Source organism: Sanguibacter biliveldensis (genome assembly GCF_033798665.1).
GTDB classification, from domain to species: domain Bacteria; phylum Actinomycetota; class Actinomycetes; order Actinomycetales; family Cellulomonadaceae; genus Sanguibacter; species Sanguibacter inulinus.
In genome coordinates this window covers 2,492,947-2,517,545 of sequence record NZ_CP138359.1, presented here as the reverse complement: position 1 = coordinate 2,517,545, position 24,599 = coordinate 2,492,947, and the positions used below count along the sequence as shown (strand labels likewise).

General features: G+C 71.1%; 24 protein-coding genes. 16 read left to right on the top strand and 8 right to left on the bottom strand.

Annotation, left to right across the window (positions count from 1 at the left end):
- Positions 1 to 100: 100 nt before the first annotated feature.
- Complete coding sequence (locus tag SANBI_RS11005) at positions 101 to 808, top strand: SseB family protein (RefSeq protein ID WP_319161267.1); 708 nt, start codon at positions 101 to 103, stop codon at positions 806 to 808.
- 49 nt (positions 809 to 857) lie between these two features.
- Here SANBI_RS11005 and SANBI_RS11000 read toward each other — a convergent pair whose 3' ends face one another.
- The 5 genes from SANBI_RS11000 to SANBI_RS10980 all read right to left on the bottom strand — a co-directional run bounded on the left by SANBI_RS11000 (position 858) and on the right by SANBI_RS10980 (position 4,930).
- Positions 858 to 1,601 (bottom strand): S1C family serine protease, encoded by a 744-nt coding sequence (locus tag SANBI_RS11000; RefSeq protein WP_319154967.1) that lies wholly within the window; start codon positions 1,599 to 1,601, stop codon positions 858 to 860.
- Positions 1,598 to 2,380 carry a hypothetical protein gene (locus tag SANBI_RS10995; protein ID WP_319154965.1) on the bottom strand — a complete coding sequence of 261 codons (783 nt, stop codon included), beginning with the start codon at positions 2,378 to 2,380 and terminating at the stop codon, positions 1,598 to 1,600. The genes SANBI_RS11000 and SANBI_RS10995 overlap by 4 nt, the downstream gene beginning before the upstream one ends.
- On the bottom strand, positions 2,377 to 2,751 hold the full coding sequence (locus tag SANBI_RS10990) for a DUF1844 domain-containing protein (RefSeq protein WP_056130286.1): 375 nt from the start codon (positions 2,749 to 2,751) through the stop codon (positions 2,377 to 2,379). Before SANBI_RS10990 ends, SANBI_RS10995 begins: the two co-directional genes overlap by 4 nt.
- A gap of 141 nt (positions 2,752 to 2,892) precedes the next feature.
- Positions 2,893 to 4,392, bottom strand: coding sequence for a catalase (locus SANBI_RS10985; protein WP_319154962.1), 1,500 nt, complete (start codon positions 4,390 to 4,392; stop codon positions 2,893 to 2,895).
- 91 nt (positions 4,393 to 4,483) lie between these two features.
- Positions 4,484 to 4,930 carry a Fur family transcriptional regulator gene (locus tag SANBI_RS10980; protein ID WP_319161266.1) on the bottom strand — a complete coding sequence of 149 codons (447 nt, stop codon included), beginning with the start codon at positions 4,928 to 4,930 and terminating at the stop codon, positions 4,484 to 4,486.
- Between the two features lie 414 nt (positions 4,931 to 5,344).
- Between SANBI_RS10980 and infC the strand changes: the two genes are divergently transcribed.
- From infC to pheT, 7 genes are all read left to right on the top strand, one after another.
- Complete coding sequence (gene infC, locus SANBI_RS10975) at positions 5,345 to 6,331, top strand: translation initiation factor IF-3 (protein WP_319154960.1); 987 nt, start codon at positions 5,345 to 5,347, stop codon at positions 6,329 to 6,331.
- A gap of 132 nt (positions 6,332 to 6,463) precedes the next feature.
- Positions 6,464 to 6,658, top strand: a complete 195-nt coding sequence (rpmI, locus tag SANBI_RS10970; RefSeq protein WP_012867226.1) for a 50S ribosomal protein L35 — start codon at positions 6,464 to 6,466, stop codon at positions 6,656 to 6,658.
- Positions 6,659 to 6,722: 64 nt separating this feature from the next.
- A complete protein-coding gene (gene rplT, locus SANBI_RS10965; RefSeq protein ID WP_056130297.1) occupies positions 6,723 to 7,109 on the top strand; it encodes a 50S ribosomal protein L20 in 387 nt (128 codons plus the stop codon).
- 64 nt (positions 7,110 to 7,173) lie between these two features.
- Complete coding sequence (locus SANBI_RS10960) at positions 7,174 to 8,016, top strand: TrmH family RNA methyltransferase (RefSeq protein ID WP_319154954.1); 843 nt, start codon at positions 7,174 to 7,176, stop codon at positions 8,014 to 8,016.
- A 27-nt stretch (positions 8,017 to 8,043) separates the two neighbouring features.
- The gene (locus tag SANBI_RS10955) at positions 8,044 to 9,417 is read left to right on the top strand and encodes an amino acid permease (protein ID WP_319154952.1); all 1,374 of its coding nucleotides are present in this window, start codon (positions 8,044 to 8,046) and stop codon (positions 9,415 to 9,417) included.
- A gap of 58 nt (positions 9,418 to 9,475) precedes the next feature.
- On the top strand, positions 9,476 to 10,576 hold the full coding sequence (pheS, locus tag SANBI_RS10950; protein ID WP_056130305.1) for a phenylalanine--tRNA ligase subunit alpha: 1,101 nt from the start codon (positions 9,476 to 9,478) through the stop codon (positions 10,574 to 10,576).
- Positions 10,576 to 13,143, top strand: coding sequence for a phenylalanine--tRNA ligase subunit beta (pheT, locus tag SANBI_RS10945; protein ID WP_319154949.1), 2,568 nt, complete (start codon positions 10,576 to 10,578; stop codon positions 13,141 to 13,143). Before pheS ends, pheT begins: the two co-directional genes overlap by 1 nt.
- Before the next feature lie 212 nt (positions 13,144 to 13,355).
- Here the strand turns inward: pheT and SANBI_RS10940 are convergent, their stop codons facing one another.
- From SANBI_RS10940 to SANBI_RS10930, 3 genes are all read right to left on the bottom strand, one after another.
- Positions 13,356 to 13,616 (bottom strand): hypothetical protein, encoded by a 261-nt coding sequence (locus SANBI_RS10940; RefSeq protein ID WP_179913219.1) that lies wholly within the window; start codon positions 13,614 to 13,616, stop codon positions 13,356 to 13,358.
- A gap of 106 nt (positions 13,617 to 13,722) precedes the next feature.
- Positions 13,723 to 14,706: a quinone oxidoreductase family protein gene (locus SANBI_RS10935; RefSeq protein ID WP_319161264.1), complete on the bottom strand. Its 984-nt coding sequence runs from the start codon at positions 14,704 to 14,706 to the stop codon at positions 13,723 to 13,725.
- A gap of 67 nt (positions 14,707 to 14,773) precedes the next feature.
- Positions 14,774 to 15,529 (bottom strand): alpha/beta hydrolase, encoded by a 756-nt coding sequence (locus SANBI_RS10930; RefSeq protein ID WP_319154946.1) that lies wholly within the window; start codon positions 15,527 to 15,529, stop codon positions 14,774 to 14,776.
- A 62-nt stretch (positions 15,530 to 15,591) separates the two neighbouring features.
- Here SANBI_RS10930 and argC point away from each other — a divergent pair, with 62 nt between their 5' ends.
- From argC to argH, 8 genes are all read left to right on the top strand, one after another.
- Entirely contained in the window at positions 15,592 to 16,674 is a 1,083-nt protein-coding gene (gene argC, locus SANBI_RS10925) for an N-acetyl-gamma-glutamyl-phosphate reductase (RefSeq protein ID WP_319154944.1), read from the top strand.
- Complete coding sequence (gene argJ, locus SANBI_RS10920) at positions 16,671 to 17,846, top strand: bifunctional glutamate N-acetyltransferase/amino-acid acetyltransferase ArgJ (protein ID WP_319154942.1); 1,176 nt, start codon at positions 16,671 to 16,673, stop codon at positions 17,844 to 17,846. Before argC ends, argJ begins: the two co-directional genes overlap by 4 nt.
- A complete protein-coding gene (gene argB, locus SANBI_RS10915; protein ID WP_319154940.1) occupies positions 17,843 to 18,871 on the top strand; it encodes an acetylglutamate kinase in 1,029 nt (342 codons plus the stop codon). Before argJ ends, argB begins: the two co-directional genes overlap by 4 nt.
- On the top strand, positions 18,868 to 20,163 hold the full coding sequence (locus SANBI_RS10910) for an acetylornithine transaminase (RefSeq protein WP_319154938.1): 1,296 nt from the start codon (positions 18,868 to 18,870) through the stop codon (positions 20,161 to 20,163). The genes argB and SANBI_RS10910 overlap by 4 nt, the downstream gene beginning before the upstream one ends.
- 2 nt (positions 20,164 to 20,165) lie before the next feature.
- On the top strand, positions 20,166 to 21,110 hold the full coding sequence (argF, locus tag SANBI_RS10905; RefSeq protein ID WP_319154936.1) for an ornithine carbamoyltransferase: 945 nt from the start codon (positions 20,166 to 20,168) through the stop codon (positions 21,108 to 21,110).
- A complete protein-coding gene (locus tag SANBI_RS10900; protein WP_056130335.1) occupies positions 21,107 to 21,634 on the top strand; it encodes an arginine repressor in 528 nt (175 codons plus the stop codon). Before argF ends, SANBI_RS10900 begins: the two co-directional genes overlap by 4 nt.
- Positions 21,635 to 21,760: 126 nt before the next feature.
- Positions 21,761 to 23,005 (top strand): argininosuccinate synthase, encoded by a 1,245-nt coding sequence (locus SANBI_RS10895; RefSeq protein ID WP_056130337.1) that lies wholly within the window; start codon positions 21,761 to 21,763, stop codon positions 23,003 to 23,005.
- Position 23,006: 1 nt separating this feature from the next.
- Positions 23,007 to 24,506, top strand: coding sequence for an argininosuccinate lyase (gene argH / locus SANBI_RS10890; RefSeq protein WP_319154932.1), 1,500 nt, complete (start codon positions 23,007 to 23,009; stop codon positions 24,504 to 24,506).
- The last annotated feature ends 93 nt before the right edge of the window (positions 24,507 to 24,599 follow it).

The window sequence follows — 24,599 nt, the reverse complement described above, 5'->3', positions numbered from 1 at the left end:
GCACGACGCCACGACTGGCCACGAGGGCCACGGGGCGACTGCCCACGAGGGCCACGGGGCGTCCGAGCAGCACGGAGCATCCGAGGGCGCAGGGCGGGCGCTGCCCGGTGCCTCGCCCTTCGCCGGGGACGACGGCACAGCCGACCCCGAGCTCGCGAGGCTGCTCGTCGAGCACGCCGAGGGACGGGCTCCGCTGACCGCCGTCGTGGCTCGCCTCGCCCAGGTCAGGGTGCTCATCCCGATCATGGCCGAGGTCGACGCCGAGGGCACCACGGCCGACGGTCTGAAGGTCGACAAAGAGGCCTCGGCAGGTGTCGTCGCGCTCCAGTCGCCCGACGGGCGCCGCGCGCTGCCCGTGTTCTCCTCGGTCGCGGCGATGGCGGCGTGGCACCCGCGTGCCCGCCCCGTGCCCGCCGACGCCGTCCGTGCCGCGCTCTCGGCCGTCAGCGAGGAGTGGGCTCTCCTCGTGGTCGACCCTGCAGGCCCGGCGAGCGCCCTCGTCCCACGCCCGGCGGTCTGGGCCGTCGCGCGGGGGCAGGTCTGGGAGCCCGCCGTCGTCGACGGGGTCGTCGACCCGCTCGTGTCGCAGGCGATCACGCGCGCCCTCGAGGGGATCCCCTCGGTCGTCCGGGTCCGGGCAGAGCCGGGCCGGTCCAAGGAGGTGGCCGTCGTCCTCGCGATCGACCCAGGCCTGACCCGTGCTCAGCTGGATGCCGTGCTCGCGCAGGTCAACGCTGCGCTCGGCGCCGACGAGACCGTCGGCGAACGGGTCGACTCCCTCGAGCTGCGGATCGGTCGCGCCTCCTGAACCTGCGGGCTCAGCAGGTCGGCAGCTCTCGGGCCTGCGGCGCTCGAGGTCAGCAGGCCAGCGGTTCTTGGGCCTCGAAGCCGCTGTCGTCGGCGAGGAGGTCCTGCAGGGTGCTGACAGGCACAAGGTAGCTCAGGCCGTCACTGCTCTTGGCGTAGACGATGCCGATCACCTTGCCCTCGGAGTCGAGGGCGGCCGACCCGGAGCTGCCCGGCTCGACGCTCGCGTCAGTCAGGAGCACCTGCCCGAGCGTGACGTTGAGGGGGTCGGAGGTGTACTCGATCACCGTGCCCTTGGTGACGGTGAGCGCGCCGCCGTTGGGGTAGCCGACCACTGTCACGGCGTCCCCAGGCTCGGGGTCGGTCGGCGCGAGGGCCGGATAGGTCGCGAGGTCTTCGGCAGTCCTGATGACCGCGAGATCGGCCAGCGCGGCGCTCTGCGACGCCGTGACGCTGACGTCGCGTCCGTCGTAGGTGCTCAGCTGGAGGTCCTGGTTGCCTTCTACCACGTGCTTGTTGGTGATGAGCACACGTTCGTCGATCGCGAACCCTGTCCCGCGGATCACGCCCTCGCACCCGACGTTGCGGACCCGGACCGCCATGCGCTGAGCCGCGTCGAAGCCGTCGGGGGACAAGAAGCCAGTCTCGTCCGGCAGGCTGCCGGCACCGCGCGTCGGGACGACAGACTCGGGCATGGGGCCGGGGAGGTCGGGCACGGTCCCGCAGCCGGCCACCAAGACCCCGCAGAGGACCCCTGTCACGAGCGCACGGCGCGTCGCTGATCGGCGCGTCACGGCTGCGACAGGTCCTGCTGGAGCGCCGTGTAGCTGTCGACGGCGGTCGTGCAGATGCTGTTGGTGTCGTCGGTCGCCTGCTGCAGGATCTCCGGCGTCGTCGAGTCTGGCGCGGCGAGGTAGCCCAGCAGGGTGCTCTGCGCCGTCACGCAGTCGCCCATCTTCGACGACACGTCGACGGCGGCCTCGGCCACGGCCTGGATGTCAGAGGCGATGATGCGCTGCGTCTCGCGGTCGTCGCCGACCTGTGCCTTCTCGTCGGCGAGCTCGGTGATGCGCTGCTGGGCTGTCGTCAGCTGGTCGCGCGTGCTCGTGAGGTCACCCGTGATGCCCTCGAGGTCTGTCGTGAGGTCTGCGACCTGCTGGCCGAGGTCGCGCGACTGCGCCTCCCACTCACCGGAGCGTTCGCTCCACTGGTTCGACAGGACGGCGAGATATCCGCCACCGGCGAGCGCGGCGACGAGCGCGACCGAGAGCAGCACGATCGCGACACGGCCTCGGCGGCGTCGGCGGTCTCTGCGCTCGAGGTGGTGGCCGTGCTCGTGCCCGGGATCCTTGCGCTCCGCGGTCGTGTCCTCGGGAGAGGTCGGCTCCCCGGGGTCCGCCCCACCACGGCTCGTGTCTGCGGTGCTCTCGAGGGCGGGCGAGGTGTCGTCCGTGGCGGCATCCTGGTCGGCGTCGCCCGAGGTGGTCGACGCCGTGGGGGAGGGCCACCGGACGGCGGGCGGGAAGGACGGCGGGACGGTGCCGTCCTCGGGTCCGCCCGGGCTGCCGGTCAACTGACCGCCCCGGTGAAGCTCTCACCCGGTCCCTCGCCCGGGGCGTCCGGGTAGACGGAGGCCTCGCGGAAGGCGAGCTGGAGGCTGCGGAGCCCGTCGCGCAGCGACCTGGCGTGCTGGTTCCCGATGTCGGGGGCGGCTGTGGTGACGAGCGCGGCCAGGGCGTTGATGAGCTTGCGGGCCTCGTCGAGGTCGAGGTGGTCGGCGGCACCAGGCTCGGCGGCGAGCCCGCACTTCACGGCGGCAGCGCTCATGAGGTGGACGGCGGCGGTGGTGATCACCTCGACGGCGGCGACGTCGGCGATGTCTCTCGTGGCCTGCGGCGCGAGGTCGTCGACGGAGTGTGCTTCGTGGGTGTGCTCGTCGGTCATGGGACTAGTGTCCACGAGGTCGGGCCCGGCTGGCGACCTGCCTGGCAGCCACGAGACGCACCACGGGCCCAGGACCGTGCGGTCCTGGGCCCGTGGCCGAGCCGTCGGGGCCGGTGTCAGCGTGCTGCCACCGGGACGGCGTCAGGCGTGGTCGGCACCGATGCCGATCGGCTCGGCCGACTCGTTGGCCGTCTCGATCGAGCCGACCTTCTCACGGAGCGTGGCACCGAGGGCGGCGTCGACGTTGGTCCAGTACCAGAAGAACCGCTCACGGACACGGTCGACCGTGATGCCAGAACCCTGCCCGACGAGGGTCTCGACGAAGCGAGCCTTGGCCGCGTCGTCGAAGACGTGACGGTAGAGCATCCCGGCCTGGCCGAAGTCGTCGTCCTCGCTGTGCAGGGTGGCTGCGGAGCGGACGAGCTCGCCGTCGCTCTCCCACGACCCTGCCGCGGCGCGGGCGGGGTCGGCCACAGGGCCGCCGAGGGAGTTCGGCGCGTAGACCGGGTCGGACGCGGCCTTGAAGCCGTGGCGCTGCGACCCGTCCTGGGAGTAGTTGTGCACAGGAGCCTTGGGGGCGTTGACCGGGATCTGGTTGTAGTTCGTCCCGACCCTGTACCGCTGGGCGTCCGGGTAGGAGAACACGCGCGCCATGAGCATCTTGTCCGGGCTGATGTCGATGCCGGGGACGGTGTTCGCGGGGGAGAACGCCGCCTGCTCGATCTCCGCGAAGAAGTTCTCCGGGTTGCGGTTCAGCGTGTGGGTCCCGACCTTGATGAGCGGGTAGTCCGCGTGCGGCCAGACCTTCGTGAGGTCGAAGGGGTTGAAGCGGTACGTCTTGGCGTCCTCGTAGGGCATGACCTGGACGTGGACGTCCCAGGACGGGTGGTTCCCGGCCTCGATGGCCTCGTAGAGGTCGCGGCGGTAGTAGTCGGCGTCGGCTCCGGCGATCTGCTCAGCCTCCGCGCTCTCCATCTCGATGTTCCCCTGGTTCGAGGTGAAGTGGTACTTGACCCAGAACCGCTCGCCGGCGGCGTTGATCCACTGGTAGGTGTGCGATCCGAAGCCGGGCATCTCACGCCAGGAGCGGGGCAGGCCGCGGTCGCCCATGAGGTAGGTGACCTGGTGCGCAGACTCGGGGGAGAGGGTCCAGAAGTCCCACTGCATGTCGCCGTCGCGCAGGCCAGAACCGGGGAGGCGCTTCTGGGAGTGGATGAAGTCCGGGAACTTGATGCCGTCGCGGATGAAGAACACCGGGGTGTTGTTGCCGACGATGTCGTAGTTGCCCTCGGAGGTGTAGAACTTCACCGAGAACCCGCGGACGTCGCGCCACGTGTCGGGGCTGCCCTGCTCGCCGGCGACGCTCGAGAAGCGCTGGAGCGTCTCGGTCACGGTGCCGGGCTGGAACACAGCAGCCGAGGTGTACGCCGACACGTCACCGGTCACCTCGAAGGTGCCGAAGGCGCCGCCGCCCTTGGCGTGGACGATGCGCTCCGGGATGCGCTCGCGGTTGAACTGCGCGAGCTTCTCGACGAGGTAGCGGTCGTGCAGGACGGCTGCGCCGTCGGGCCCTGCGGTGAGCGAGTGCTCGTCGCTGGCGATCGGGGTTCCGGTCTGGGAGGTGGTGAAGCGGTCTGTCATGGGGGCTTCCTTCTCTTCGGGGTGCGGCGAGTCGTGCGTCAGGAGGTGTGGGGGACCGGCTGGGGATCGTCGACCAGCGGGTCAGACGGGGTCAGGCGGGAGACGCGGGGCTGCGCAGGCAGTCTCCGCACGTGCCCCAGAACACGACCTCTGCCTCGTCGATGACGAAGCCGTGGTCGTTCGAGGGCACCAGGCACGGCGCGTGGCCGACCGAGCAGTCGACGTCCGCCACGCTGCCGCAGCTGCGGCAGACCACGTGGTGGTGGTTGTCGCCGACCCGACGCTCGTAGCGCGCGGGGTGGCCTGCCGGCTCGATCCTGTGGAGCAGACCGGCCGAGGTGAGCGCCGCGAGGACGTCGTACACGGCCTGCGTCGACGCAGTGCCCAGGGTCGCGCGGACCCGGGCCAGGATCGTGTCGGTGGTCGAGTGAGGTGCCTGTGCGACGGCGTCGAGCACCGCGAGACGTGTCGCTGTGACACGCAGACCGTGGCTGCGCAGCAGCTGGTCGCCCTCGGTCGTGAGCTCGGAGATCGTCATGGGCTCCATGAAAGCAGGTTTTCTGGAATCATTCCAGTACTGGATCGTCTCCAGGGTGTCGACGCCGGACGCTCCGGCTCGAGCGACCCTGCGCAGCGGTCTCCCGCGGTGGTTCCATGACGGCCGACCTGGTGGTACTGTTGGCCGCTGACCGACCGGACGAGTGTCGAACGGTCTCGGAGTCTCGCTCAGAGCACTCAGAGATCCGCACGACGAACGCCCGGTGCACAAGTGGAGCCACTCCCACCTGAGTCTCGACAGACCGGATCGTGCCCAGCACGATCGCAGCGACAGAGTCCGGGTTCTGGTCCGAACGGCGAGCAGCACCTCGGTGCAGCACGCCGTAGCGTCGCCCGACCGTCTCTCGACGGACCGTGCGACCCGGACGTCCAGGCCTCCACCCTGTGCTCAGGGATGGGGGCCTTTCCCGTTCCTGACGAGCTTCCGACAAGTTTCAAGGAGCATCACATCAGCGAGCCTCGCATCAACGACCGGATCCGCGTCCCCGAGGTCCGACTCGTCGGCCCAGGTGGAGAGCAGGTCGGGGTCGTACGCATTGAGGTCGCCCTGAGCCTTGCACAGGACGCTGACCTGGACCTCGTCGAGGTCGCCCCCGACGCACGCCCGCCGGTGTGCAAGCTCATGGACTACGGCAAGTTCAAGTACGAGTCGGACATGAAGGCTCGTGAGGCTCGCCGGAACCAGGCCAACACGGTTCTCAAGGAGATCCGTTTCCGCCTGAAGATCGACCCGCACGACTACGGCACCAAGAAGGGCCACGTCGAGCGCTTCCTCTCTGCGGGCGACAAGGTCAAGGTCATGATCATGTTCCGCGGTCGTGAGCAGTCTCGCCCCGAGATGGGTGTCCGTCTGCTCCAGCGCCTGGCAGAAGACGTCCAGGAGCTCGGCTTCATCGAGAGCATGCCCAAGCAGGATGGTCGCAACATGATCATGGTGCTCGGGCCGACCAAGAAGAAGGCCGAGGCCAAGAACGAGCAGCGTCGGCGCGCCGAGGAAGAGTCGCCTCGTGCGGCCCGTCCTGCCCGCGTCGAGGAGCCTGCCGACCCGTCGGCCTCCGAAGACTTCGAGGCGCAGGTCGCAGCAGCCACCGAGGCTGCCGCCGCCGCACCGAAGGCTGCTCCGGTCCAGGCACCGGCTCCTGCACAGGCGCCCGCCGCCGCAGCACCGGCTCCGGCCAAGGCTGCTCCGGCTGCGAAGCCTGCAGCGGAGTCCAAGCCTGCCGCAGCCCCGAAGCCCGCCGCGGCCGCCAAGCCTGCTGCAGCCCCCAAGCCTGCAGCCACCCCGAAGCCTGTGGCCAAGCCCGCCACGCCGAAGCCGCCTGCGGCTCGGCCGGCAGCCCCCAGGCCGAGCGCCAAGCCTGCTCCTCAGAAGAGCGAGTGACGCTGCACGACCACCTGGCCTGGTCCCGGACGCTGTCCAGGACCTGACCGAGGCGGAGCCCACCGGCTCTGACCAGACCGACGTCGAGTGTTGAACCTGACACCTGACCAGACCCGAGGAGAAACGGCAGCCATGCCGAAGAACAAGACGCACTCCGGCGCGAAGAAGCGGTTCCGCATCACCGGTAGTGGAAAGGTCATGCGCGAGCAGGCCAACAAGCGCCACCTGCTCGAGCACAAGTCGAGCCGACGCAAGCGCCGCCTGTCTGGCGACCTGGTCGTCAGCGCCGCCGACGTCAAGAAGATCAAGAAGCTGCTCGGCAAGTGACCTCCGGCGGGCCCAGGCTCGCTGACAGACCTCATTTCCAGCACCCAACTGCAAGGAGCATCACGTGGCACGCGTGAAGCGGGCGGTCAACGCCCACAAGAAGCGTCGGACAATTCTCGAGCGCGCCAGCGGTTACCGCGGCCAGCGCTCACGTCTCTACAGGAAGGCGAAGGAGCAGGTCACCCACTCCCTCACCTACTCCTACCGCGACCGCAAGAAGCGCAAGGGCGACTTCCGTCGTCTCTGGATCCAGCGCATCAACGCTGCGGCCCGCGCCGAGGGCATGACGTACAACCGTTTCATCCAGGGCCTCAAGGCTGCTGAGATCCTCGTGGACCGTCGCGTCCTCGCTGAGCTCGCCGTCTCCGACGTCGCCGCGTTCAACGCGCTCGTCAAGCTCGCCAAGGCCGCTCTGCCGGCCGACGTCAACGCGCCCAAGGTCGCGGCCTGACGCCTGTCGTGACCGGCGCCGTGCTGCTGCACGGCGCCTCACAGACACCTCAGACGCCCAGACGATGACCGAGATCTCCAGCACCCGCAGCGATCGGGTGAAGATGGTCCGGTCCTTGTCTGGGCGTTCTGCGCGTTCACGCACCGGGCGGTTCCTCGTCGAGGGACCGCAGGGTGTCCGCGAGGCCGTCCGGTTCGCCCCGCAGTCCGTCCGCGACGTCTACCTCACGGCAGAGTCGCGCGACAGGTACCGCGAGATCGTGGCCGACGCCGAGTCCGCGCGCGTGTACTTCCACGTCACGACGCCCGAGGTGCTCGAGGCCATGAGCCCGGACGCCCAGGGCGTCCTGGCGGTCCTCGACCTCCCCGACCCGGGTGACGGCCCTGCGGCCGCGCTCGAGCTGGCGCTCGCGCAGAGCCCGCGGCTGGTCGCCGTGCTCTCGAACGTGCGTGACCCCGGCAACGCCGGAGCGGTCATCCGCGCGGCCGACGCTGCCGGAGCCGACCTCGTGGTCCTCACCACGAACAGCGTCGACATCCACAGCCCCAAGGTGGTCCGCTCGACCGCCGGGTCTCTCTTCCACCTCCCTGTCGTGACGGGCGTCCCGCTCGACGAGGCCGTCGCGGCGCTCGGCCTCGGGGGTCTTCAGACCCTCGCGGCCGACGGCGTCGGCACCCACGACCTCGACGACCTGCTCGACGTCGCAGGGGACGCCCCCGAGGGTGTCCCCGACCTGCGCGCACCCTCTGCCTGGATCTTCGGCAACGAGGCCTGGGGTCTCACGGAGGCCGAGCGTGGCCTCGCCGACGCCGTGGTGCGTGTCCCCATCCGGGGTCGCGCCGAGTCGCTCAACCTGGCGACCGCCGCGACCGTCTGTCTGTACGCGAGCTCGCGCGCCCAGCGCTAGCCCTCGCGTCTCAACGCTAGGAATCCCATGCCGGCCGTCCAGGCTCCCCTCGGGCACGGTCTCCGTGTCCGCCACCTCACCATGATGGGCCTCGGCTCGGCGATCGGTGCCGGGCTGTTCCTCGGGACCGGAGTCGGGATCTCCGCAGCAGGACCTGCCGTGCTCGTCTCCTACGTCGTGGCAGGCGCGCTGGTCGTGCTGCTCATGCGCATGCTCGCGGAGATGGCCTCTGCCGTCCCGTCGAGCGGGGCGTTCTCGACGTACGCCGAGGTCGGGATCGGCCGGTGGGCGGGGTTCACCGTCGGCTGGGTCTACTGGTTCACCCTCGTCATGGTGCTCGGGGTCGAGATCACCGGGGCCTCCCAGATCGTCTCCGGGTGGGTGCCCGGCGTGCCCCAGTGGGTGGTCGCGCTCGTCTTCGTGACCTTCTTCGCGGTCGTGAACCTCTCGGGGGTCCGGCGCTTCGGAGAGTTCGAGTTCTGGTTCGCGACCATCAAGGTCGTCGCGATCATCGGGTTCCTCGTCGTGGGTGCGCTCGTGCTCACCGGCGTGATCGACGTCGGCCAGCCTGTGGGTATCCAGGCGATGCTCAGCGACGGCGGCTTCGCGCCCAACGGTGTCGCGGGCATCGCGGCAGGTCTGCTCGCGGTGCTCTTCGCCTTCGGCGGGATCGAGATCGTCACGATCGCCGCCGCGGAGTCTGAGGACCCGGCCCGGTCGATCGCCCGCGCAGCCGCGAGCGTCGTGTGGCGCATCCTCTTCTTCTACATCGGCTCGGTCACCGTGATGGTGCTCATCATGCCGTGGAGCTCGCCCGAGCTCGTCTCCGGTCCCTTCGTCTCGGTCCTCGACATCGCCGGGGTCCCCGGTGCAGGTCGGGTGATGGAGGCCGTCGTGGTGATCGCGCTGCTCTCCGCCTTCAACGCGAACGTGTACGGCACGTCGCGGATGGTGTTCTCCCTCTCCCAGCGCGGCGACGGTCCCCGGTACTTCACGGGCGTGAGCCGACGCGGCGTCCCGAACCGCGCCGTCTGGACGTCGATCGCCTTCGGGCTCGTGTCGGTCGGGCTCAACGCCTGGTTGCCGGACCAGATCCTCGGGATCCTGCTCAACGCCGTCGGCGCCAGCCTGCTGGGCATCTGGGCGTTCATCGCGGTCTCCCAGCTGCGGCTGCGTCCGCGACTCGAGCGGGAGGGGACGCTGACCCTGAAGATGTGGGCCTTCCCGGGCCTGACCTGGGCCACCCTGGCGGCTCTGGCGTCGATCGTCGTGCTCATGCTCTTCGACCGCACCGCCCGTCAGCAGCTCGTCGCCACGGTCGGTCTGTTCCTGCTCGTCGCCGGGATCTTCGTCGTCCGTGAGCAGGTCCGACGCCGCCGGGGCGCTGTCGTCTCAGACTAAGATCGACGCGGGTCCACCCGACCGCGACGACCCGTACGACCGAGCCCGGAAGGCACGTATGTCCACCCCTGACCCCGCAGCGCAGGCTGCCCCCACGGCGAGCACCACGGCCATCTCGCCGCTCGACGCCGACGCCGTCTCGGCCGCCGTCGACGCGGCCCTGCAGGCCGTGGCCGGCGCCGACAGCCTCGACGCGCTGCGCGCCGTCCGCACAGCCGTGACCGGCGACCGCAGCCCGATCGCCCTGGCCAACCGTGAGATCGGCGGCCTCCAGGGCCCCGACAAGGCGACAGCCGGCAAGATCCTCGGCCCGGCCCGCGGCCGGATCAACCAGGCGCTGTCCGCCCGCCAGGTCGAGCTCGAGGCCGAGCGTGACGCCCGGGTGCTCGTCGAGGAGGCCGTCGACGTGACGCTCCCCGTCGACCGTCGTCTGGAGGGTGCTCGCCACCCCCTCGAGCTCATCCAGGAGCGCGTCGCCGACTTCTTCGTCTCCATGGGGTGGGAGATCGCCGAGGGGCCCGAGGTCGAGGCCGAGTGGTTCAACTTCGACGCCCTCAACTTCGGCCCGGACCACCCGGCCCGCCAGATGCAGGACACGTTCTTCGCCCGGACCCCCGGGGTCGAGGACGGCGACTCAGGTCTCGTGCTGCGCACCCACACCTCTCCGGTCCAGGCCCGCACGCTGCTCGAGCGCGAGCTCCCGCTGTACATCGCGTGCCCCGGCAAGGTGTTCCGCACCGACGAGCTCGACGCGACGCACACGCCGGTCTTCCACCAGGTCGAGGGTCTTGCTGTCGACAAGGGCCTGACGATGGCGCACCTGCTCGGCACGCTCGACCACTTCGCGAAGGCGATGTTCGGACCTGACGCCAAGACGCGTCTGCGTCCCTCGTTCTTCCCCTTCACCGAGCCGAGCGCCGAGATGGACCTGTGGTTCCCGCAGAAGAAGGGGGGCGCCGGCTGGATCGAGTGGGGCGGCTGCGGCATGGTCAACCCCAACGTGCTCCTCGCGGCGGGCATCGACCCGCAGGAGTACACAGGCTTCGCCTTCGGCATGGGCATCGAGCGCACGCTCATGCTCCGTCACGGCATCGCCGACATGCACGACATGGTGGAGGGCGACGTCCGCTTCTCCCAGCACTTCGGAATGGACCTCTGATGCCCCTGATCCCCCTGTCCTGGCTCGGTGAGCACGTCGAGCTGCCCGCCGGTCTGACGGCTGAGCAGCTCGCGGCCGACCTCGTGCGCGTCGGGCTCGAAGAAGAAGAGGTCCACGGCGCGGCGGTGACCGGGCCCCTGGTCGTCGGACGGGTGCTCTCGCTCGTCAAGGAGCCGCAGAAGAACGGCAAGGTCATCAACTGGTGCCAGGTCGACGTCGGGGCGCACAACACCCTTGACGACGACGGTCAGCCGACGGTCCCGCGTGGGATCGTCTGCGGCGCGCACAACTTCGTCGAGGGTGACCTCGTCGTCGCCGCGCTGCCCGGCACGGTGCTGCCCGGCCCGTTCCCGATCGCGGCCCGCAAGACCTACGGGCACGTGTCCGACGGGATGATCTGCTCGACGAGCGAGCTCGGTCTCGGGGAGGGTGGTGACGGGATCATCGTCCTCGACCCGGCTGTGCACCCGGACGTCGAGCCGGGGACCGACGCCGTCGCGCTGCTCGGTCTCGGGGACGAGGTCCTCGAGATCAACGTGACTCCCGACCGCGGCTACTGCTTCTCGATGCGCGGTGTCGCGCGGGAGTACGCGCACTCGACCGGAGCCGCCTTCACAGACCCCGGTCTCGCGACCGGAGAGCTGCCCGCCGCGACCGCCGACGGGTTCGAGGTGGTCGTCGAGGACGACGCCCCGGTCCACGGTGTCCCGGGCTGCGACCGTTTTGTCACGCGCGTCGTGCGGGGCATCGACCCGACGGCGCCGTCTCCGGCCTGGATGCAGCGCCGTCTGACCCAGGCCGGCATGCGACCCATCTCGCTCGCGGTCGACGTGACCAACTACGTCATGCTCGACCTCGGCCAGCCCCTGCACGCCTACGACCTCTCGACCCTGGTCGCGCCCGTCGTGGTGCGCAGGGCTACCGCGGGGGAGCGGCTCGTGACCCTCGACGGCACCGACCGCGTGCTCGACGTCGAGGACCTCCTCATCACCGACAGCGCTGGCGGTCGTGGGGCACGCGTCCTCGGTCTCGCAGGTGTCATGGGCGGGGCGGAGACCGAGGTCTCCGGCACGACCACCGACGTGCTCGTCGAGGCTGCGCACTTCGACCAGGTCTCGGTCGCCCGCACAGCACGTCGGCACAGGCTGCCGAGCGAGGCGGCGAAGCGTTTCGAGCGCGGCGTGGACCCGAGGCTCGCGGACGTCGCGGCCCAGCGGGTCGTCGACCTCCTCGTCGAGCACGGCGGTGGCACGGCCGACGCGGCCGTCAGCGACCTCGACGTCGTGGCGCCCCGTCCGGCGCTCCAGATGCTCCTGTCGGAGCCTGAGCGCCTCGGCGGCGTGCCGTACACGCGCGACCAGGTGGTCGGCACCCTCGAGCAGATCGGGTGCACGGTGACCGAGGTCGACGCAGCGGCAGGTCTGCTCTCCGTCGAGGTGCCATCCTGGCGACCTGACCTCGTCGGTGCTGCTGAGCTCGTCGAAGAGGTCGCGCGCCTGGTCGGCTACGACCAGATCCCGTCGATCCTCCCCGTCGCCCCGGCCGGTCGTGGTCTCACCCGCGGTCAGCGCGCCCGCCGCTCGGTGGCCCGCGGGCTCGCCGAGAGCGGTCTCGTCGAGGTGCTCAGCTATCCCTTCGTCGGGCAGAGCCAGCTCGACGAGCTCGGTCTCGCCGCTGACGACGAGCGCCGCACCATGCTGACGCTCGTCAACCCGATGTCGGCCGAGAAGGGGCAGATGCGGTCGTCGCTCCTGGTGACCCTGCTGGACACAGCGCGCCGGAACGTCGCCCGCGGGCGCACCGACCTCGCGCTCTTCGAGCTCGGGCTGGTCACGCTCCCCGTGGTCGGGGCCCCGGCTGCTCCGGCGCTCCCCGTCGGGCAGCGTCCGAGCGACGAGGAGCTGGCAGCTGTCGCTGCGGCGGTCCCCGCCCAGCCCCGGTTCGTCGCGGGTGTGCTGGCCGGCTCCATCGAGCTCTCGGGCTGGTGGGGTGCGGGCCGGGCAGCCGACTGGACAGACGCCGTCGCAGCGGTCCGGCTCGTCGCGGACCGGGTGGGCACCCACGTCGACCTCGTCTCGACGAACGACCGTGCACCCTGGCACCCGGGTCGGTGCGCAGCGGTGACCCTCGCGGACGGGGCGGTCGTCGGCTATGCCGGTGAGCTGCACCCGAAGGTCCTCGAGCAGCTGTCGCTGCCCGCCAGGACCGTCGCCTTCGAGCTCGACCTCGACGCGCTCGTCGCGGCAGCGCCGACCGAGCCCCGCCAGGCGGCTCCGGTCTCGACCTTCCCGCTCGCCAAGGAAGACCTTGCGCTCGTGGTCGACGCCGAGGTGCCGGCGCAGGACGTCTTCGACGCCGTGCGCGACGGGGCTGGAGAGCTCCTCGAAGACCTGCGTCTCTTCGACGTGTTCACAGGTGACCAGCTCGGGGAGGGCAAGAAGTCCCTCGCCTTCTCTCTGCGGCTGCGTGCGCAGGACCGCACGCTCACGGCGCAGGATGCCGTCGCCGTCCGTGAGGCGGCTGTCGCGTCGGCCGCCGCACGGGTCGGGGCCGAGCTGCGCGCCTGACAGCAGCTCTGCTCACCACGCACGCGGGCTGACCTCGTACGAAGGCTGACCACGCACGCGGTCGGTGACGACAGGAGGGCCGGTACCTCAGGAGCGATCCTGAGGTACCGGCCCTCGTGCGTGGTCTGACAAGGCTGAGGCGTGAGTCGCGCGCCGGGCGTGCGCGGCTCGGTCGCGGGTGAGACCTCAGCCCTCGACTGGCTACGGCAGGCTCAGACTGTCCCGTCCTGCACGTAGCTGCAGTCGTAGCCCGGCGGGAGCCAGCGGAACGTGGTCGTGACCTCGGAGATGCTCATTCCCGCGGGGCGCTGCGCGTAGCACTCCTGCTTCGACTGGTCCATGCCGACCTTGGCGTACCACGCGGCGCCGACAGCCGTGCTGAGCACGACGAGGACTGTCAGGGCGATCCTCGCCCCGCGCGACGGACCGGGTTCGGATCTCTCGTAGCCGCCGTCGGCCCAGGAATGGTTCATGCGACGAGCCTAGCCGGGCGCTCGGAGCACGCTCGGCCCGACCCGGCTGTCGCTCGTCCGTGGGTGTCGTGGTCGCGGTGGCTGCCGTGGAGACGGCTCGCGCTGGTCACGGGACCAGCAGCACCTTCCCCGTCGTGCGTCGGCCCTCGAGCGCACGGTGCGCCTCGGCCGCCTCGGCGAGCGGGTACGTGTGCTCGACCCGCACGTCGAGGCTCCCGGCCCGCACGGCGTCGAAGAGCTCGCCGGCACGGAGCACGAGCTCCTCACGGGTCGCGACGTAGTCGCCGAGGGTGGGTCGGGTGACGAAGAGCGAGCCGCCTGCGTTGAGCCGCTGGAGGTCGACGGGCGGCACCTGGCCGGACGACCCGCCGAAGAGCACCAGCATGCCGCGTCGGCGCAGCGAGGCGAGCGAGGCGTCGAAGGTGTCCTTGCCGACGGAGTCGTAGACGACGTGGACGCCCTCACCGTCGGTGAGCTCGCGGACGCGGGCCGGCAGCTCGGTCGTGAGGTCGGTCATCTCGCGGTAGTTGACGACCTCGCTCGCCCCGGCGGTCCGTGACAGCGCGGCCTTCTCCTCGGTCGAGACCGTCGTGAGGACGCGCGCCCCGCGCGCTGCCGCGAGCTGGGTGAGGAGCAGGCCGACCCCGCCGGCTCCGGCGTGGACGAGGGCGGTGTCGCCCGGGCCGAGCGGGTACGTGGAGGTCGCCAGGTAGTGGGCGGTCATGCCCTGGAGGGGGAGGGCTGCGGCGACCTGGAGGTCGACGTCGCCGGGGACGGGCAGCGTCCGGGCCGCCGGGACGACGACCACCTCGGCGTAGGACGAGGGCGCGTCGGACCAGGCGACGTGGTCGCCCACGGCGACGTCGATGACCTCTGACCCGACGGCCTCGACGACCCCGGACCCCTCGGACCCGAGGATGCTCGGGTAGTCGATGCTGTAGACGCCGGAGCGCCTGTAGGTGTCGATGAAGTTCACGCCCGCAGCCGCTACCCGGACGAGGACGTCGCGAGGTCCCGGTGATGGGACGTCGACGGTCTCGTGACGCAGGACCTCGGGCCCGCCGGCGGCGGTCGCGACGACGGCGTACATGGTCTGGTTCTCGGGGTGCTGCTCGGGCGTCATGGTGCTCCTTGCTCGGATCGGGTGTGGCTGTGCGTCAGGCGTCCTGGACCGGGCCGATGCCCTGCTCGTGGAGCCAGCGCAGCGCGGCGGTGGTCCACTCTTCGACCGTACCGCTGCCCGGTGCGAGGCCGAGGCCGTGACGACCTGTCGGGTAGACGTGCAGCTCGTACGGCACGCCGTGCTCGCCGAGGGCTGCGGCGAGGCCGAGGCTGTGGCTGACAGGCACGGTCTCGTCGTCCGCGGTGTGCCACAAGAATGCTGGAGGAGTCGCGGCGTCGACGCGCTCTTCGGTGCTCAGGGCGCCCGCGAGCCCGGCGTCGTCGGCGTGCTCGCCGAGCAGGTTCTCGCGGGAGCCGACGTGCGGGGTCCGCACGAGCGAGGTCACGGGGTAGCACAGGACCGCCGCGTCCGGGCGGGAGACGGTCAGCCCCGGTGCGGCGCCAGCCTGGACGCGGGCGACGTCGTCGTCGGTCGCGGTGAGCACGGTGCCAGCGAGGTGGCCACCGGCGCTGAAGCCGAGGACGGCGACAGGACCGGTGATCTCTCCGTGCACGCCGGCGCGCAGCTCGGCGAGGGCGGTGAGCACCTGGTCGAGGGCTGTGGGGTAGCGCTCGGGGGCGATCGCGTAGTCGAGGTAGCCACTCGCGACTCCGTGGCGGGAGAGCCACGCGACGACGTCGACGGACTCGTGCTCGGCACGGTGGGCGTAGCCGCCCCCGGCCAGGACGAGGACAAAACCTCGGTGGTCGACGTCGGGGCGGGGCGCGAGGGTGAGGGGTGCGGCAGTCATCGTCCCAGCGTAGAGGTCTGCGGCGAGGGCGGCTGCATCAACTCACAGTCTTGTGTATTGTTATGCACATGACGTTCACCGTGGCAGTTGCCGGAGCCAGCGGGTATGCCGGGGGAGAGACGCTCCGTCTCCTCGCCGGGCACCCTGAGCTCACCGTCGGGGCGGTCACCGCCCACTCCAACGCGGGCACCCTGCTCGGTGCCCACCACCCGCACCTGCGCTCCCTCGCGCACCGCGAGCTGCTGCCGACAGCCGTCGAGCACCTGCTGGGCCACGACGTCGTCGTCCTCGCCCTCCCGCACGGTGCCTCCGGCGCGATCGCCGCCCAGCTTCCCGACGACGTGCTCGTCGTCGACCTCGGCGCAGACCACCGCCTCGTGGACCCCGCTGCCTGGGAGGAGTTCTACGGCTCCGAGCACGCCGGAACGTGGACCTACGGGCTCCCCGAGCTGCTGCGCGTCTCGACCGTGGACAGCCGGGTCGAGTACACCAAGCAGCGCGAGCTGCTCGCCTCCACCCGGCGCATCGCCGTCCCCGGGTGCAACGTCACCGCCGTGACGCTCGGCCTCCAGCCCGGGGTCGCCGCAGGCCTGCTGAGCACCGACGACCTCGTCACCGTCCTCGCGGTCGGGTACTCCGGGGCCGGCAAGAGCCTCAAGACGCACCTGCTCGCCTCCGAGGCCCTCGGGTCTGCGCAGCCCTACGCCGTCGGCGGCACGCACCGGCACATCCCGGAGATCGTGCAGAACCTCCAGGTCGCCGGAGCCGATGACGTGACGATCTCCTTCACGCCGGTCCTCGTGCCCATGTCCCGCGGCATCCTCGCGACAGCCACCGCCCGCCTCGCCGGCGGTGCCGAGGCGACGACCCTCGAGCAGCTGCGGTCCGCGTGGTCCGACGCCTACGAGGGTGAGCCCTTCGTCGAGCTGCTCCCCGAGGGGCAGTGGCCCACGACTGCCATGACGGCCGGGTCGAACACAGCCCTCGTGCAGGTGGCCCTCGACCGGCGCGCCGGCCGCGTCGTGACCGTGACCTCGATCGACAACCTCGTCAAGGGCACAGCAGGCGGCGCCGTCCAGTCGATCAACACAGCACTCGGCCTCCCGCAGGTCCTGGGCCTGACCACCGAAGGAGTCGCACCGTGAGCGTCACCGCAGCACAGGGCTTCCGGGCCGCAGGGACCGCCGCCGGTCTCAAGTCGACAGGCAAGCCCGACGTCGCCCTCGTCGTCAACGACGGCCCGCTCGACGTCGCCGCCGCGGTCTTCACCTCCAACCGCGTGGTCGCCGCCCCTGTCACCTGGTCCCGCCAGGTCGTCGCCGACGGCCGTGCCAGCGCTGTCGTCCTCAACTCGGGCGGCGCCAACGCGTGCACAGGACCCGAGGGCTTCCTCGACACGCACCGCACCGCCGAGCACACCGCTGACGCCCTCGGCATCTCCGCAGGGGACACGATCGTCTGCTCGACAGGACTCATCGGTGTCCGCCTGCCCATGGACAAGCTGCTCCCGGGCGTCGACGCCGCAGTCACCGCGCTCAGCACCGACGGCGGGACCGACGCCGCGCACGCGATCATGACGACAGACACCGTCGCCAAGACCGCCGTCGTCACCGTCGAGACCACGACAGGGACCTGGACCGTCGGGGGGATGGCCAAGGGGGCCGGGATGCTCGCGCCCGGCCTGGCCACCATGCTCTCGGTCATCACGACCGACGCCGTCGTCGACGCCGCGACGGCCGACGCCGCCCTGCGCGCCGCGACCACGGCGACCTTCGACCGCGTCGACTCCGACGGCTGCATGTCGACCAACGACACCGTCGTGCTGCTCGCCTCGGGTGCCAGCGGGCAGACGCCGACCCTCGACGAGCTCGCCGCAGCCGTCACCGAGGTGAGCGCCTCGCTGTCCCGCCAGCTCGTCGCCGACGCCGAGGGCGCCAGCCACGACATCGCCGTCGAGGTCGTCGGCGCGCACTCCGAGGACGCCGCCGTCGCGGTGGCCCGGGCCGTGACCCGCTCCAACCTCTTCAAGGCAGCCGTCTTCGGCAACGACCCCAACTGGGGCCGTGTCCTCTCGGCCGTCGGCACCGTCCCCGAGTCTGTCGCCAGCTTCGACGCCTCGACCCTCGACGTGTCGATCAACGGCGTCCAGGTGTGCCGCGCCGGGGGAGTGGGCGAGGACCGCGACCTCGTCGACCTCGCCGCCCAGCGCGAGGTCAGGGTGCTCGTCGACCTGCACGCGGGCGACGCCACGGCGACGGTCTGGACCAACGACCTCACGCACGACTACGTCCACGAGAACAGCGCGTACTCCTCATGAGCGACCAGACCCCCAGCGCACCCGACGCCCCGCTCGACCTCAGCGGCATCGACGTCGGCGAAGACCTCAGCCCCTCCCAGAAGGCCGAGGTCCTCCTCGAGGCCCTACCGTGGCTCCGCCAGTTCCACGGCGCCCTCGTCGTGGTCAAGTACGGCGGCAACGCCATGATCGACGACACGCTCAAGGCAGCCTTCGCCGAGGACATGGTCTTCCTGCGCCAGGTCGGCCTGCGGCCGGTCATCGTGCACGGCGGCGGACCGCAGATCTCCGAGATGCTCGGACGCCTGGGCATCGAGAGCGAGTTCCGCGGCGGGCTGCGCGTCACCACGCCCGAGGCCATGGACGTCGTCCGCATGGTGCTCACAGGCAAGGTCTCCCGCGAGCTCGTCGGGCTGCTCAACGCCCACGGCCCGCACGCCGTCGGGCTCTCCGGTGAAGACGGCGGGCTGCTCCGTGCCCGCCGCCGCCACGCGACAGTCGACGGCGAGGCCGTCGACGTCGGGCTCGTCGGGGACGTCGTCGACGTCGACCCGCGCGCCGTCCAGGACCTCCTCGACGCCGGGCGCATCCCGGTGGTCTCGACGGTCGCTCCCGACATCCTCGACCCGACCCAGGTGCTCAACGTCAACGCGGACACGGCCGCCGCCGCGCTCGCGGTCGCGCTGCGCGCCCGCAAGCTCATCGTGCTGACCGACGTCGAGGGCCTCTACACCTCGTGGCCGGACCGCACGTCCCTCGTCAGCCAGATCACGGCCTCCGCGCTCGACACCCTGCTGCCGTCCCTCGAGTCGGGCATGGTGCCGAAGATGGAAGCCTGCCTGCGCGCCGTCCGCGGGGGAGTGCGCGAGGCCCACGTCATCGACGGCCGGGTCGCGCACTCGGTCCTCATGGAGGTCTTCACCACCCGCGGGATCGGCACCATGGTCGTCCCCGACAGCGACGGCAGGCTCAACCCGCCCACGATCTCAGCGCCGGCCGGCAGCTCCGGCACCACCACCCCCACGACCGACGGAGACCCGCAGTGAACGCCCTCGACCCCCGCAGCGACACGACCGCAGACCTCACAGGTCCCGGCAGCGGTGCCGAGTGGACGTCTCGCTACTCCGGGGCCGTCATGGACACCTTCGGCCCGCCCCAGCGTGTGCTGGTCCGCGGTGAGGGTGCCTACGTGTGGGACGCCGACGGGCGCCGGTACCTCGACCTCCTCGGCGGGATCGCCGTGAACTCCCTCGGTCACGCTCACCCGACGCTCACCGCGGCGATCAGCGCACAGCTCGGCACGATCGGCCACGTCTCGAACTTCTTCGGCACCCCGACCCAGATCGCGCTCGCGGAACGGCTGCTCGAGCTCGCTGCGGCTCCTGAAGGCTCGCGCGTCTTCTTCTCCAACTCCGGGACCGAGGCGAACGAGGCGGCCTTCAAGATGGCCCGCCGCACGGGGCGCCGGCGGATCCTCGCGCTCGAGGGGTCCTTCCACGGCCGCAGCATGGGGGCGCTCGCCCTCACGTCGAAGGCCGCGTACCGCGAGCCCTTCGAGCCCTTGCCCGGCGGGGTCGAGTTCTTGCCCTTCGGTGACCTCGACGCCCTCGAGGCGGCCTTCGCCGGCGACCCCGCCACGAGCGACGTCGCCGCGCTGTTCCTCGAGCCGATCCAGGGCGAGGCCGGTGTCCGGCCGTTCTCCGCGTCCTACCTGCAGCGGGCCCGCGAGCTCACCCGTGAGCACGGCGCGCTGATGATCCTCGACGAGGTCCAGACCGGCATGGGCCGGACAGGCTCCTGGCTCGCCCACCAGCTCCCGCAGGTCGGCGGCGGGATCGTGCCCGACGTCGTCACCCTCGCCAAGGGTCTCGGCGGAGGGTTCCCGATCGGTGCCGTCGTCGCCTACGGCCACGGACCGGCGGCGCTCCTCGGGCGCGGCCAGCACGGGACGACCTTCGGCGGCAACCCTGTCGCGTCAGCGGCGGCCCTCGCGACCATCGGTGTGATCGAGCGTGACGGCCTGCTCGCCTCGGTCACGGCTGTCGGCGACCACCTCCGGAGCCGGCTCGCCGAGACCGGGCACCCGCTCGTGGTCGGGACGCGCGGCGAAGGCCTGCTCGTCGGCATCGAGCTCGCGGCACCGGTGTCGGCCGACGTGGCGTCCAGGGCTCTCGACGCCGGTTTCATCGTCAACCCGGTGACGCCGACGGCCCTGCGCCTCGCGCCGCCGCTGATCCTCACCCGCGAGCAGGTGGACGACTTCGTCGCCTTCCTCGAAGGGCTGCCTGCCGATCTCGCCCTGCCCACCGACCCCGCCGACCTCACCACGGAGGCCTGACGATGACCGCCCAGACGATCCGCCACATGCTGCGCGACGACGACCTCAGCCCTGCCGAGCAGGCAGAGGTCCTCGAGCTCGCGCTGCGGCTGCGCGCCGACAGGCACCTCGAGAAGCCCCTCGCGGGTCCGCAGGCCGTCGCGGTGATCTTCGACAAGCCCACGCTGCGCACCCAGGTGTCCTTCGCGACAGGCATCGCCGAGCTCGGGGGCTACCCTCTCGTCCTCGACGGCAACCTCGCGCAGATCGGTGTCCGGGAGTCGATCTCCGACACCGCCCGCGTCCTGGGACGCCAGGTCTCGATGATCGTGTGGAGGACCCACGCGCAGGCGCGCATCGAGGAGATGGCAGCCGTCGCCGGGGTCCCCGTCGTCAACGCGCTGACCGACGACTTCCACCCGTGCCAGATCCTCGCCGACCTCGTGACGATCGCGCAGCACCGCGGCGGCGTCGCGGCCCTGGCGGGTCAGACCCTCGCCTACGTCGGCGACGGTGCGAACAACATGGCGCACTCCTACCTCCTCGGGGGAGTCACGGCTGGCATGCACGTGCGGGTCGGCACACCCGAGGGGTACCTGCCTGACACTGAGATCCTCGCCTCGGCGGCGGCGATCGCGGAGCAGACCGGCGGCTCCGTCACCGTCACTTCCGACGCGGTCGCGGCCGTCGCCGGCGCTGACGCCGTCGCGACCGACACCTGGGTCTCGATGGGCGACGAGGCCACCGCCGCCGAGCGCGCCGAGCCCTTCGTCCCGTACAGGCTCGACGCTGCGCTGCTCGCCCACGCGGCACCTGACGCGCTCGTCCTGCACTGCCTCCCGGCCTACCGCGGCAAGGAGATCACCGCCGAGGTGATCGACGGGCCGCAGTCGGTCGTCTGGGACGAGGCGGAGAACCGGCTGCACGCGCAGAAGGCGCTCATGACCTGGCTCCTGGGGCAGTCATGACCTTCGCAGCCGTCCCCGTCGGGAGCGTGCCGGCCACCAAGGCGGCACGGCACGCGCGCATCGTGCACCTGCTCGCCCGCGAGCAGATCCACTCTCAGGCGGAGCTCGCCAAGGCGCTCGCCGCCGACGGCCTGCACGTGACGCAGGCGACGCTCTCGCGTGACCTCATCGAGCTGCGGGCCGAGAAGGTGCGCACCTCGTCCGGGGTGCTCGTCTACGCGATCCCCGGCGAGGGTGGCGACCGCACCGTGCAGACCACGGCCGACGCCGAGTTCCTCGCCGCCAGGCTCTCCAGGCTCTGCGGGGAGCTCCTCGTCTCGGCCGAGGCGTCCGGGAACCTCGTGGTGCTGCGCACCCCGCCAGGCGCCGCCCAGTACCTCGCCTCGGCGATCGACCACTCGGTGTTCACAGGTGTGCTCGGCACGATCGCCGGAGACGACACGGTCCTCGTGATCGCCCGCGACGTGAGTGGCGGCGACGAGCTCGCCGCTCGCTTCGTCGGGCTCGCGAGCGACAGCACCTGACCTCCGAGACCACGGCTCGACCGGACCTCCGGCCGAGCCCGCCGTCCGCCAGACGACCACCCGACCAGCGGTGGCCTCGACGGATGACAGACTTTGTCCCTCACCATCTTGAGAAAGTGAAGTGCCATGACAGAACGCGTCGTGCTCGCCTATTCCGGCGGCCTGGACACCTCCGTCGCCATCGGCTGGATCGCCGAGCGCACAGGAGCCGAGGTCATCGCGGTGGCCGTCGACGTCGGCCAGGGCGGTGAAGACCTCGAGGTCATCCGCCAGCGCGCCCTCGACTGCGGTGCCGTCGAGGCGTACGTCGCGGACGCCCGTGACGAGTTCGCCGAGGAGTACTGCATGCCGGCGCTGCGCGCCAACGGCCTGTACCTCGACCGCTACCCGCTGGTCTCGGCGATCTCCCGCCCGATCATCGTCAAGCACCTCGTGCGCGCCGCCCGTCAGTTCGACGCGCAGACCGTCGCCCACGGCTGCACCGGCAAGGGCAACGACCAGGTCCGCTTCGAGGTGGGCATCACGTCCCTCGCCCCGGACCTCAAGTGCCTCGCACCGGTCCGTGACCTCGCGCTGACCCGCGAGAAGGCCATCGCCTACGCGGAGCAGCACAAGCTCCCGATCGCGACGACCAAGCACAACCCCTTCTCGATCGACCAGAACGTGTGGGGCCGCGCCGTCGAGACCGGGTTCCTCGAGGACATCTGGAACGGTCCGACCAAGGACGTCTACAGCTACACGGACGACCCGACCTTCCCGCCGGTCGCCGACGAGGTCGTCATCACCTTCGACCAGGGCATCCCCGTGGCCCTCGACGGTGTCGCCGTGACACCGCTCCAGGCGATCCAGGAGATGAACCGTCGCGCCGGCGCCCAGGGCGTGGGCCGCATCGACATCGTCGAAGACCGTCTCGTGGGCATCAAGTCCCGTGAGATCTACGAGGCCCCCGGCGCGATGGCCCTCATCGCCGCGCACCAGGAGCTCGAGAACGTCACCGTCGAGCGCGAGCAGGCCCGCTTCAAGCGGACCGTCGAGCAGCGCTGGACCGAGCTGGTCTACGACGGCATGTGGTTCTCGCCGCTCAAGAAGTCCCTCGAGACCTTCATCGACGACACCCAGCGCTACGTGTCGGGCGACATCCGCATGGTCCTGCACGGCGGCCGCGCGACGGTCACCGGCCGCCGCTCCGAGGCGAGCCTCTACGACTTCAACCTCGCCACCTACGACGAGGGTGACTCCTTCGACCAGTCGCAGGCCCGTGGCTTCATCGAGATCTTCGGCCTCACCGCCAAGCTCTCGGCAGCCCGCGACGTGAAGTTCGGCAACGGCGTGGACCTCACCGGTGCCGACCTCCCCGGGTCGAAGGCCTGAGATGACGGACCTCACTCCGTCGGACCCCTCGTCGACCTCCTCTGAGCCCGCAGCCGTCGAGGCGGCTGCGGGCACGCAGGTCGCTGCGACCGGCGCGGCGCCCGTGAGCCTGTGGGGCGGCCGGTTCGCCGGCGGCCCCTCCCAGGCCCTTGCCGCGCTCTCGCAGTCGACGCACTTCGACTGGCGGCTCGCCCAGCACGACATCGAGGGCTCGAGGGCTCACGCGCGGGTCCTGCACTCGGCAGGCCTGCTGTCCGAGGACGAGCTCACGGCGATGCTCGAGGCGCTCGACGTGCTCTCGACCGACGTGGCGTCGGGGGACTTCCTCCCGCTGCTCGCCGACGAAGACGTGCACACGGCTCTCGAGCGCGGTCTCATCGAGCGTGCTGGCAGCGAGCTCGGGGGCAAGCTCCGCGCCGGCCGGTCGCGCAACGACCAGATCGCGACGCTCGTGCGCATGTACCTGCGCGAGGAGGCCAAGGTGATCGGCGGGCTGGTGCTCGACGTCGCCGACGCCCTCGTCGAGCAGGCTGCCGCGCACCCGGACGCCGCGATGCCCGGTCGCACGCACCTCCAGCACGCTCAGCCTGTGCTGCTGGCGCACCACCTGCTCGCGCACGTGTGGCCCTTGCTGCGCGACGTCGACAGGTTCATCGACTGGGACGTGCGTGCTGCGCGCTCGCCCTACGGGTCGGGTGCCCTGGCCGGGTCGTCCCTCGGGCTCGACCCCGAGGCCGTCGCCGCCGACCTCGGCTTCGACGGGGCGGTCGAGAACTCGATCGACGGGACCGCGAGCCGCGACGTCGTCGCCGAGTTCGCCTTCGTCTCGGCGATGCTGGGCATCGACCTCTCGAGGTTCGCCGAGGAGATCATCGTCTGGAACACCAAGGAGTTCGGCTTCGTCCGTCTGGACGACGCCTACTCGACGGGGTCCAGCATCATGCCGCAGAAGAAGAACCCCGACATCGCCGAGCTCGCGCGCGGCAAGGCCGGGCGTCTGGTCGGTGACCTCACGGGGCTGCTGACGACCCTCAAGGGCCTCCCGCTCGCGTACAACCGCGACCTGCAGGAGGACAAGGAGCCGGTGTTCGACCAGGTCGACACCCTCACGGTGCTCCTGCCGGCTTTCGCCGGGATGGTCTCGACGCTCACCTTCGACACCCAGCGGATGGCCGAGCTCGCCCCGCAGGGCTTCTCGCTCGCGACAGACATCGCCGAGTGGCTGGTGCGTCAGGGGGTGCCGTTCCGGGTCGCCCACGAGGTCGCGGGTGCCTGCGTCCGGGTGTGCGAGGACCGCGGGATCGAGCTGTGGGACCTCAGCGACGCCGACCTGGCGGAGATCTCCGAGCACCTGACGCCAGGTGTCCGCGAGGTGCTGACGGTCGAGGGCTCCTTGCGCTCGCGCGACGCCGCGGGCGGCACCGCGCCGGTCCGCGTGGCCGAGCAGCTCGAGGCGGCGAAGGTCCAGATCGCCGAGTACAGGTTCTGGGTCAACGGCTGAGCAGTCCTCCCGGGAGGACGCAGCGACCAGCACCAGCACGGCACGCACGAAGAGCACGACAGGCACGACGGACGGGGACGGCATGAGCACGAT

What these genes read in the sequence shown, in the direction of transcription:
- SANBI_RS10980 (WP_319161266.1), bottom strand. Translation starts at nt 4,930, where the DNA reads ATGACGATCTCCGAGCTCACGACCGAGGGCGACCAGCTGCTGCGCAGC.
- argC (WP_319154944.1), top strand. Translation starts at nt 15,592, where the DNA reads ATGCACATGACGTTCACCGTGGCAGTTGCCGGAGCCAGCGGGTATGCC.
- SANBI_RS10935 (WP_319161264.1), bottom strand. Translation starts at nt 14,706, where the DNA reads ATGTACGCCGTCGTCGCGACCGCCGCCGGCGGGCCCGAGGTCCTGCGT.
- pheS (WP_056130305.1), top strand. Translation starts at nt 9,476, where the DNA reads ATGTCCACCCCTGACCCCGCAGCGCAGGCTGCCCCCACGGCGAGCACC.
- SANBI_RS10940 (WP_179913219.1), bottom strand. Translation starts at nt 13,616, where the DNA reads ATGAACCATTCCTGGGCCGACGGCGGCTACGAGAGATCCGAACCCGGT.
- SANBI_RS10895 (WP_056130337.1), top strand. Translation starts at nt 21,761, where the DNA reads ATGACAGAACGCGTCGTGCTCGCCTATTCCGGCGGCCTGGACACCTCC.
- SANBI_RS10985 (WP_319154962.1), bottom strand. Translation starts at nt 4,392, where the DNA reads ATGACAGACCGCTTCACCACCTCCCAGACCGGAACCCCGATCGCCAGC.
- SANBI_RS10990 (WP_056130286.1), bottom strand. Translation starts at nt 2,751, where the DNA reads ATGACCGACGAGCACACCCACGAAGCACACTCCGTCGACGACCTCGCG.
- argH (WP_319154932.1), top strand. Translation starts at nt 23,007, where the DNA reads ATGACGGACCTCACTCCGTCGGACCCCTCGTCGACCTCCTCTGAGCCC.
- rpmI (WP_012867226.1), top strand. Translation starts at nt 6,464, where the DNA reads ATGCCGAAGAACAAGACGCACTCCGGCGCGAAGAAGCGGTTCCGCATC.
- infC (WP_319154960.1), top strand. Translation starts at nt 5,345, where the DNA reads ATGGGGGCCTTTCCCGTTCCTGACGAGCTTCCGACAAGTTTCAAGGAG.
- pheT (WP_319154949.1), top strand. Translation starts at nt 10,576, where the DNA reads ATGCCCCTGATCCCCCTGTCCTGGCTCGGTGAGCACGTCGAGCTGCCC.
- SANBI_RS10930 (WP_319154946.1), bottom strand. Translation starts at nt 15,529, where the DNA reads ATGACTGCCGCACCCCTCACCCTCGCGCCCCGCCCCGACGTCGACCAC.
- SANBI_RS10960 (WP_319154954.1), top strand. Translation starts at nt 7,174, where the DNA reads ATGACCGAGATCTCCAGCACCCGCAGCGATCGGGTGAAGATGGTCCGG.
- argF (WP_319154936.1), top strand. Translation starts at nt 20,166, where the DNA reads ATGACCGCCCAGACGATCCGCCACATGCTGCGCGACGACGACCTCAGC.
- SANBI_RS10955 (WP_319154952.1), top strand. Translation starts at nt 8,044, where the DNA reads ATGCCGGCCGTCCAGGCTCCCCTCGGGCACGGTCTCCGTGTCCGCCAC.
- argB (WP_319154940.1), top strand. Translation starts at nt 17,843, where the DNA reads ATGAGCGACCAGACCCCCAGCGCACCCGACGCCCCGCTCGACCTCAGC.
- SANBI_RS10900 (WP_056130335.1), top strand. Translation starts at nt 21,107, where the DNA reads ATGACCTTCGCAGCCGTCCCCGTCGGGAGCGTGCCGGCCACCAAGGCG.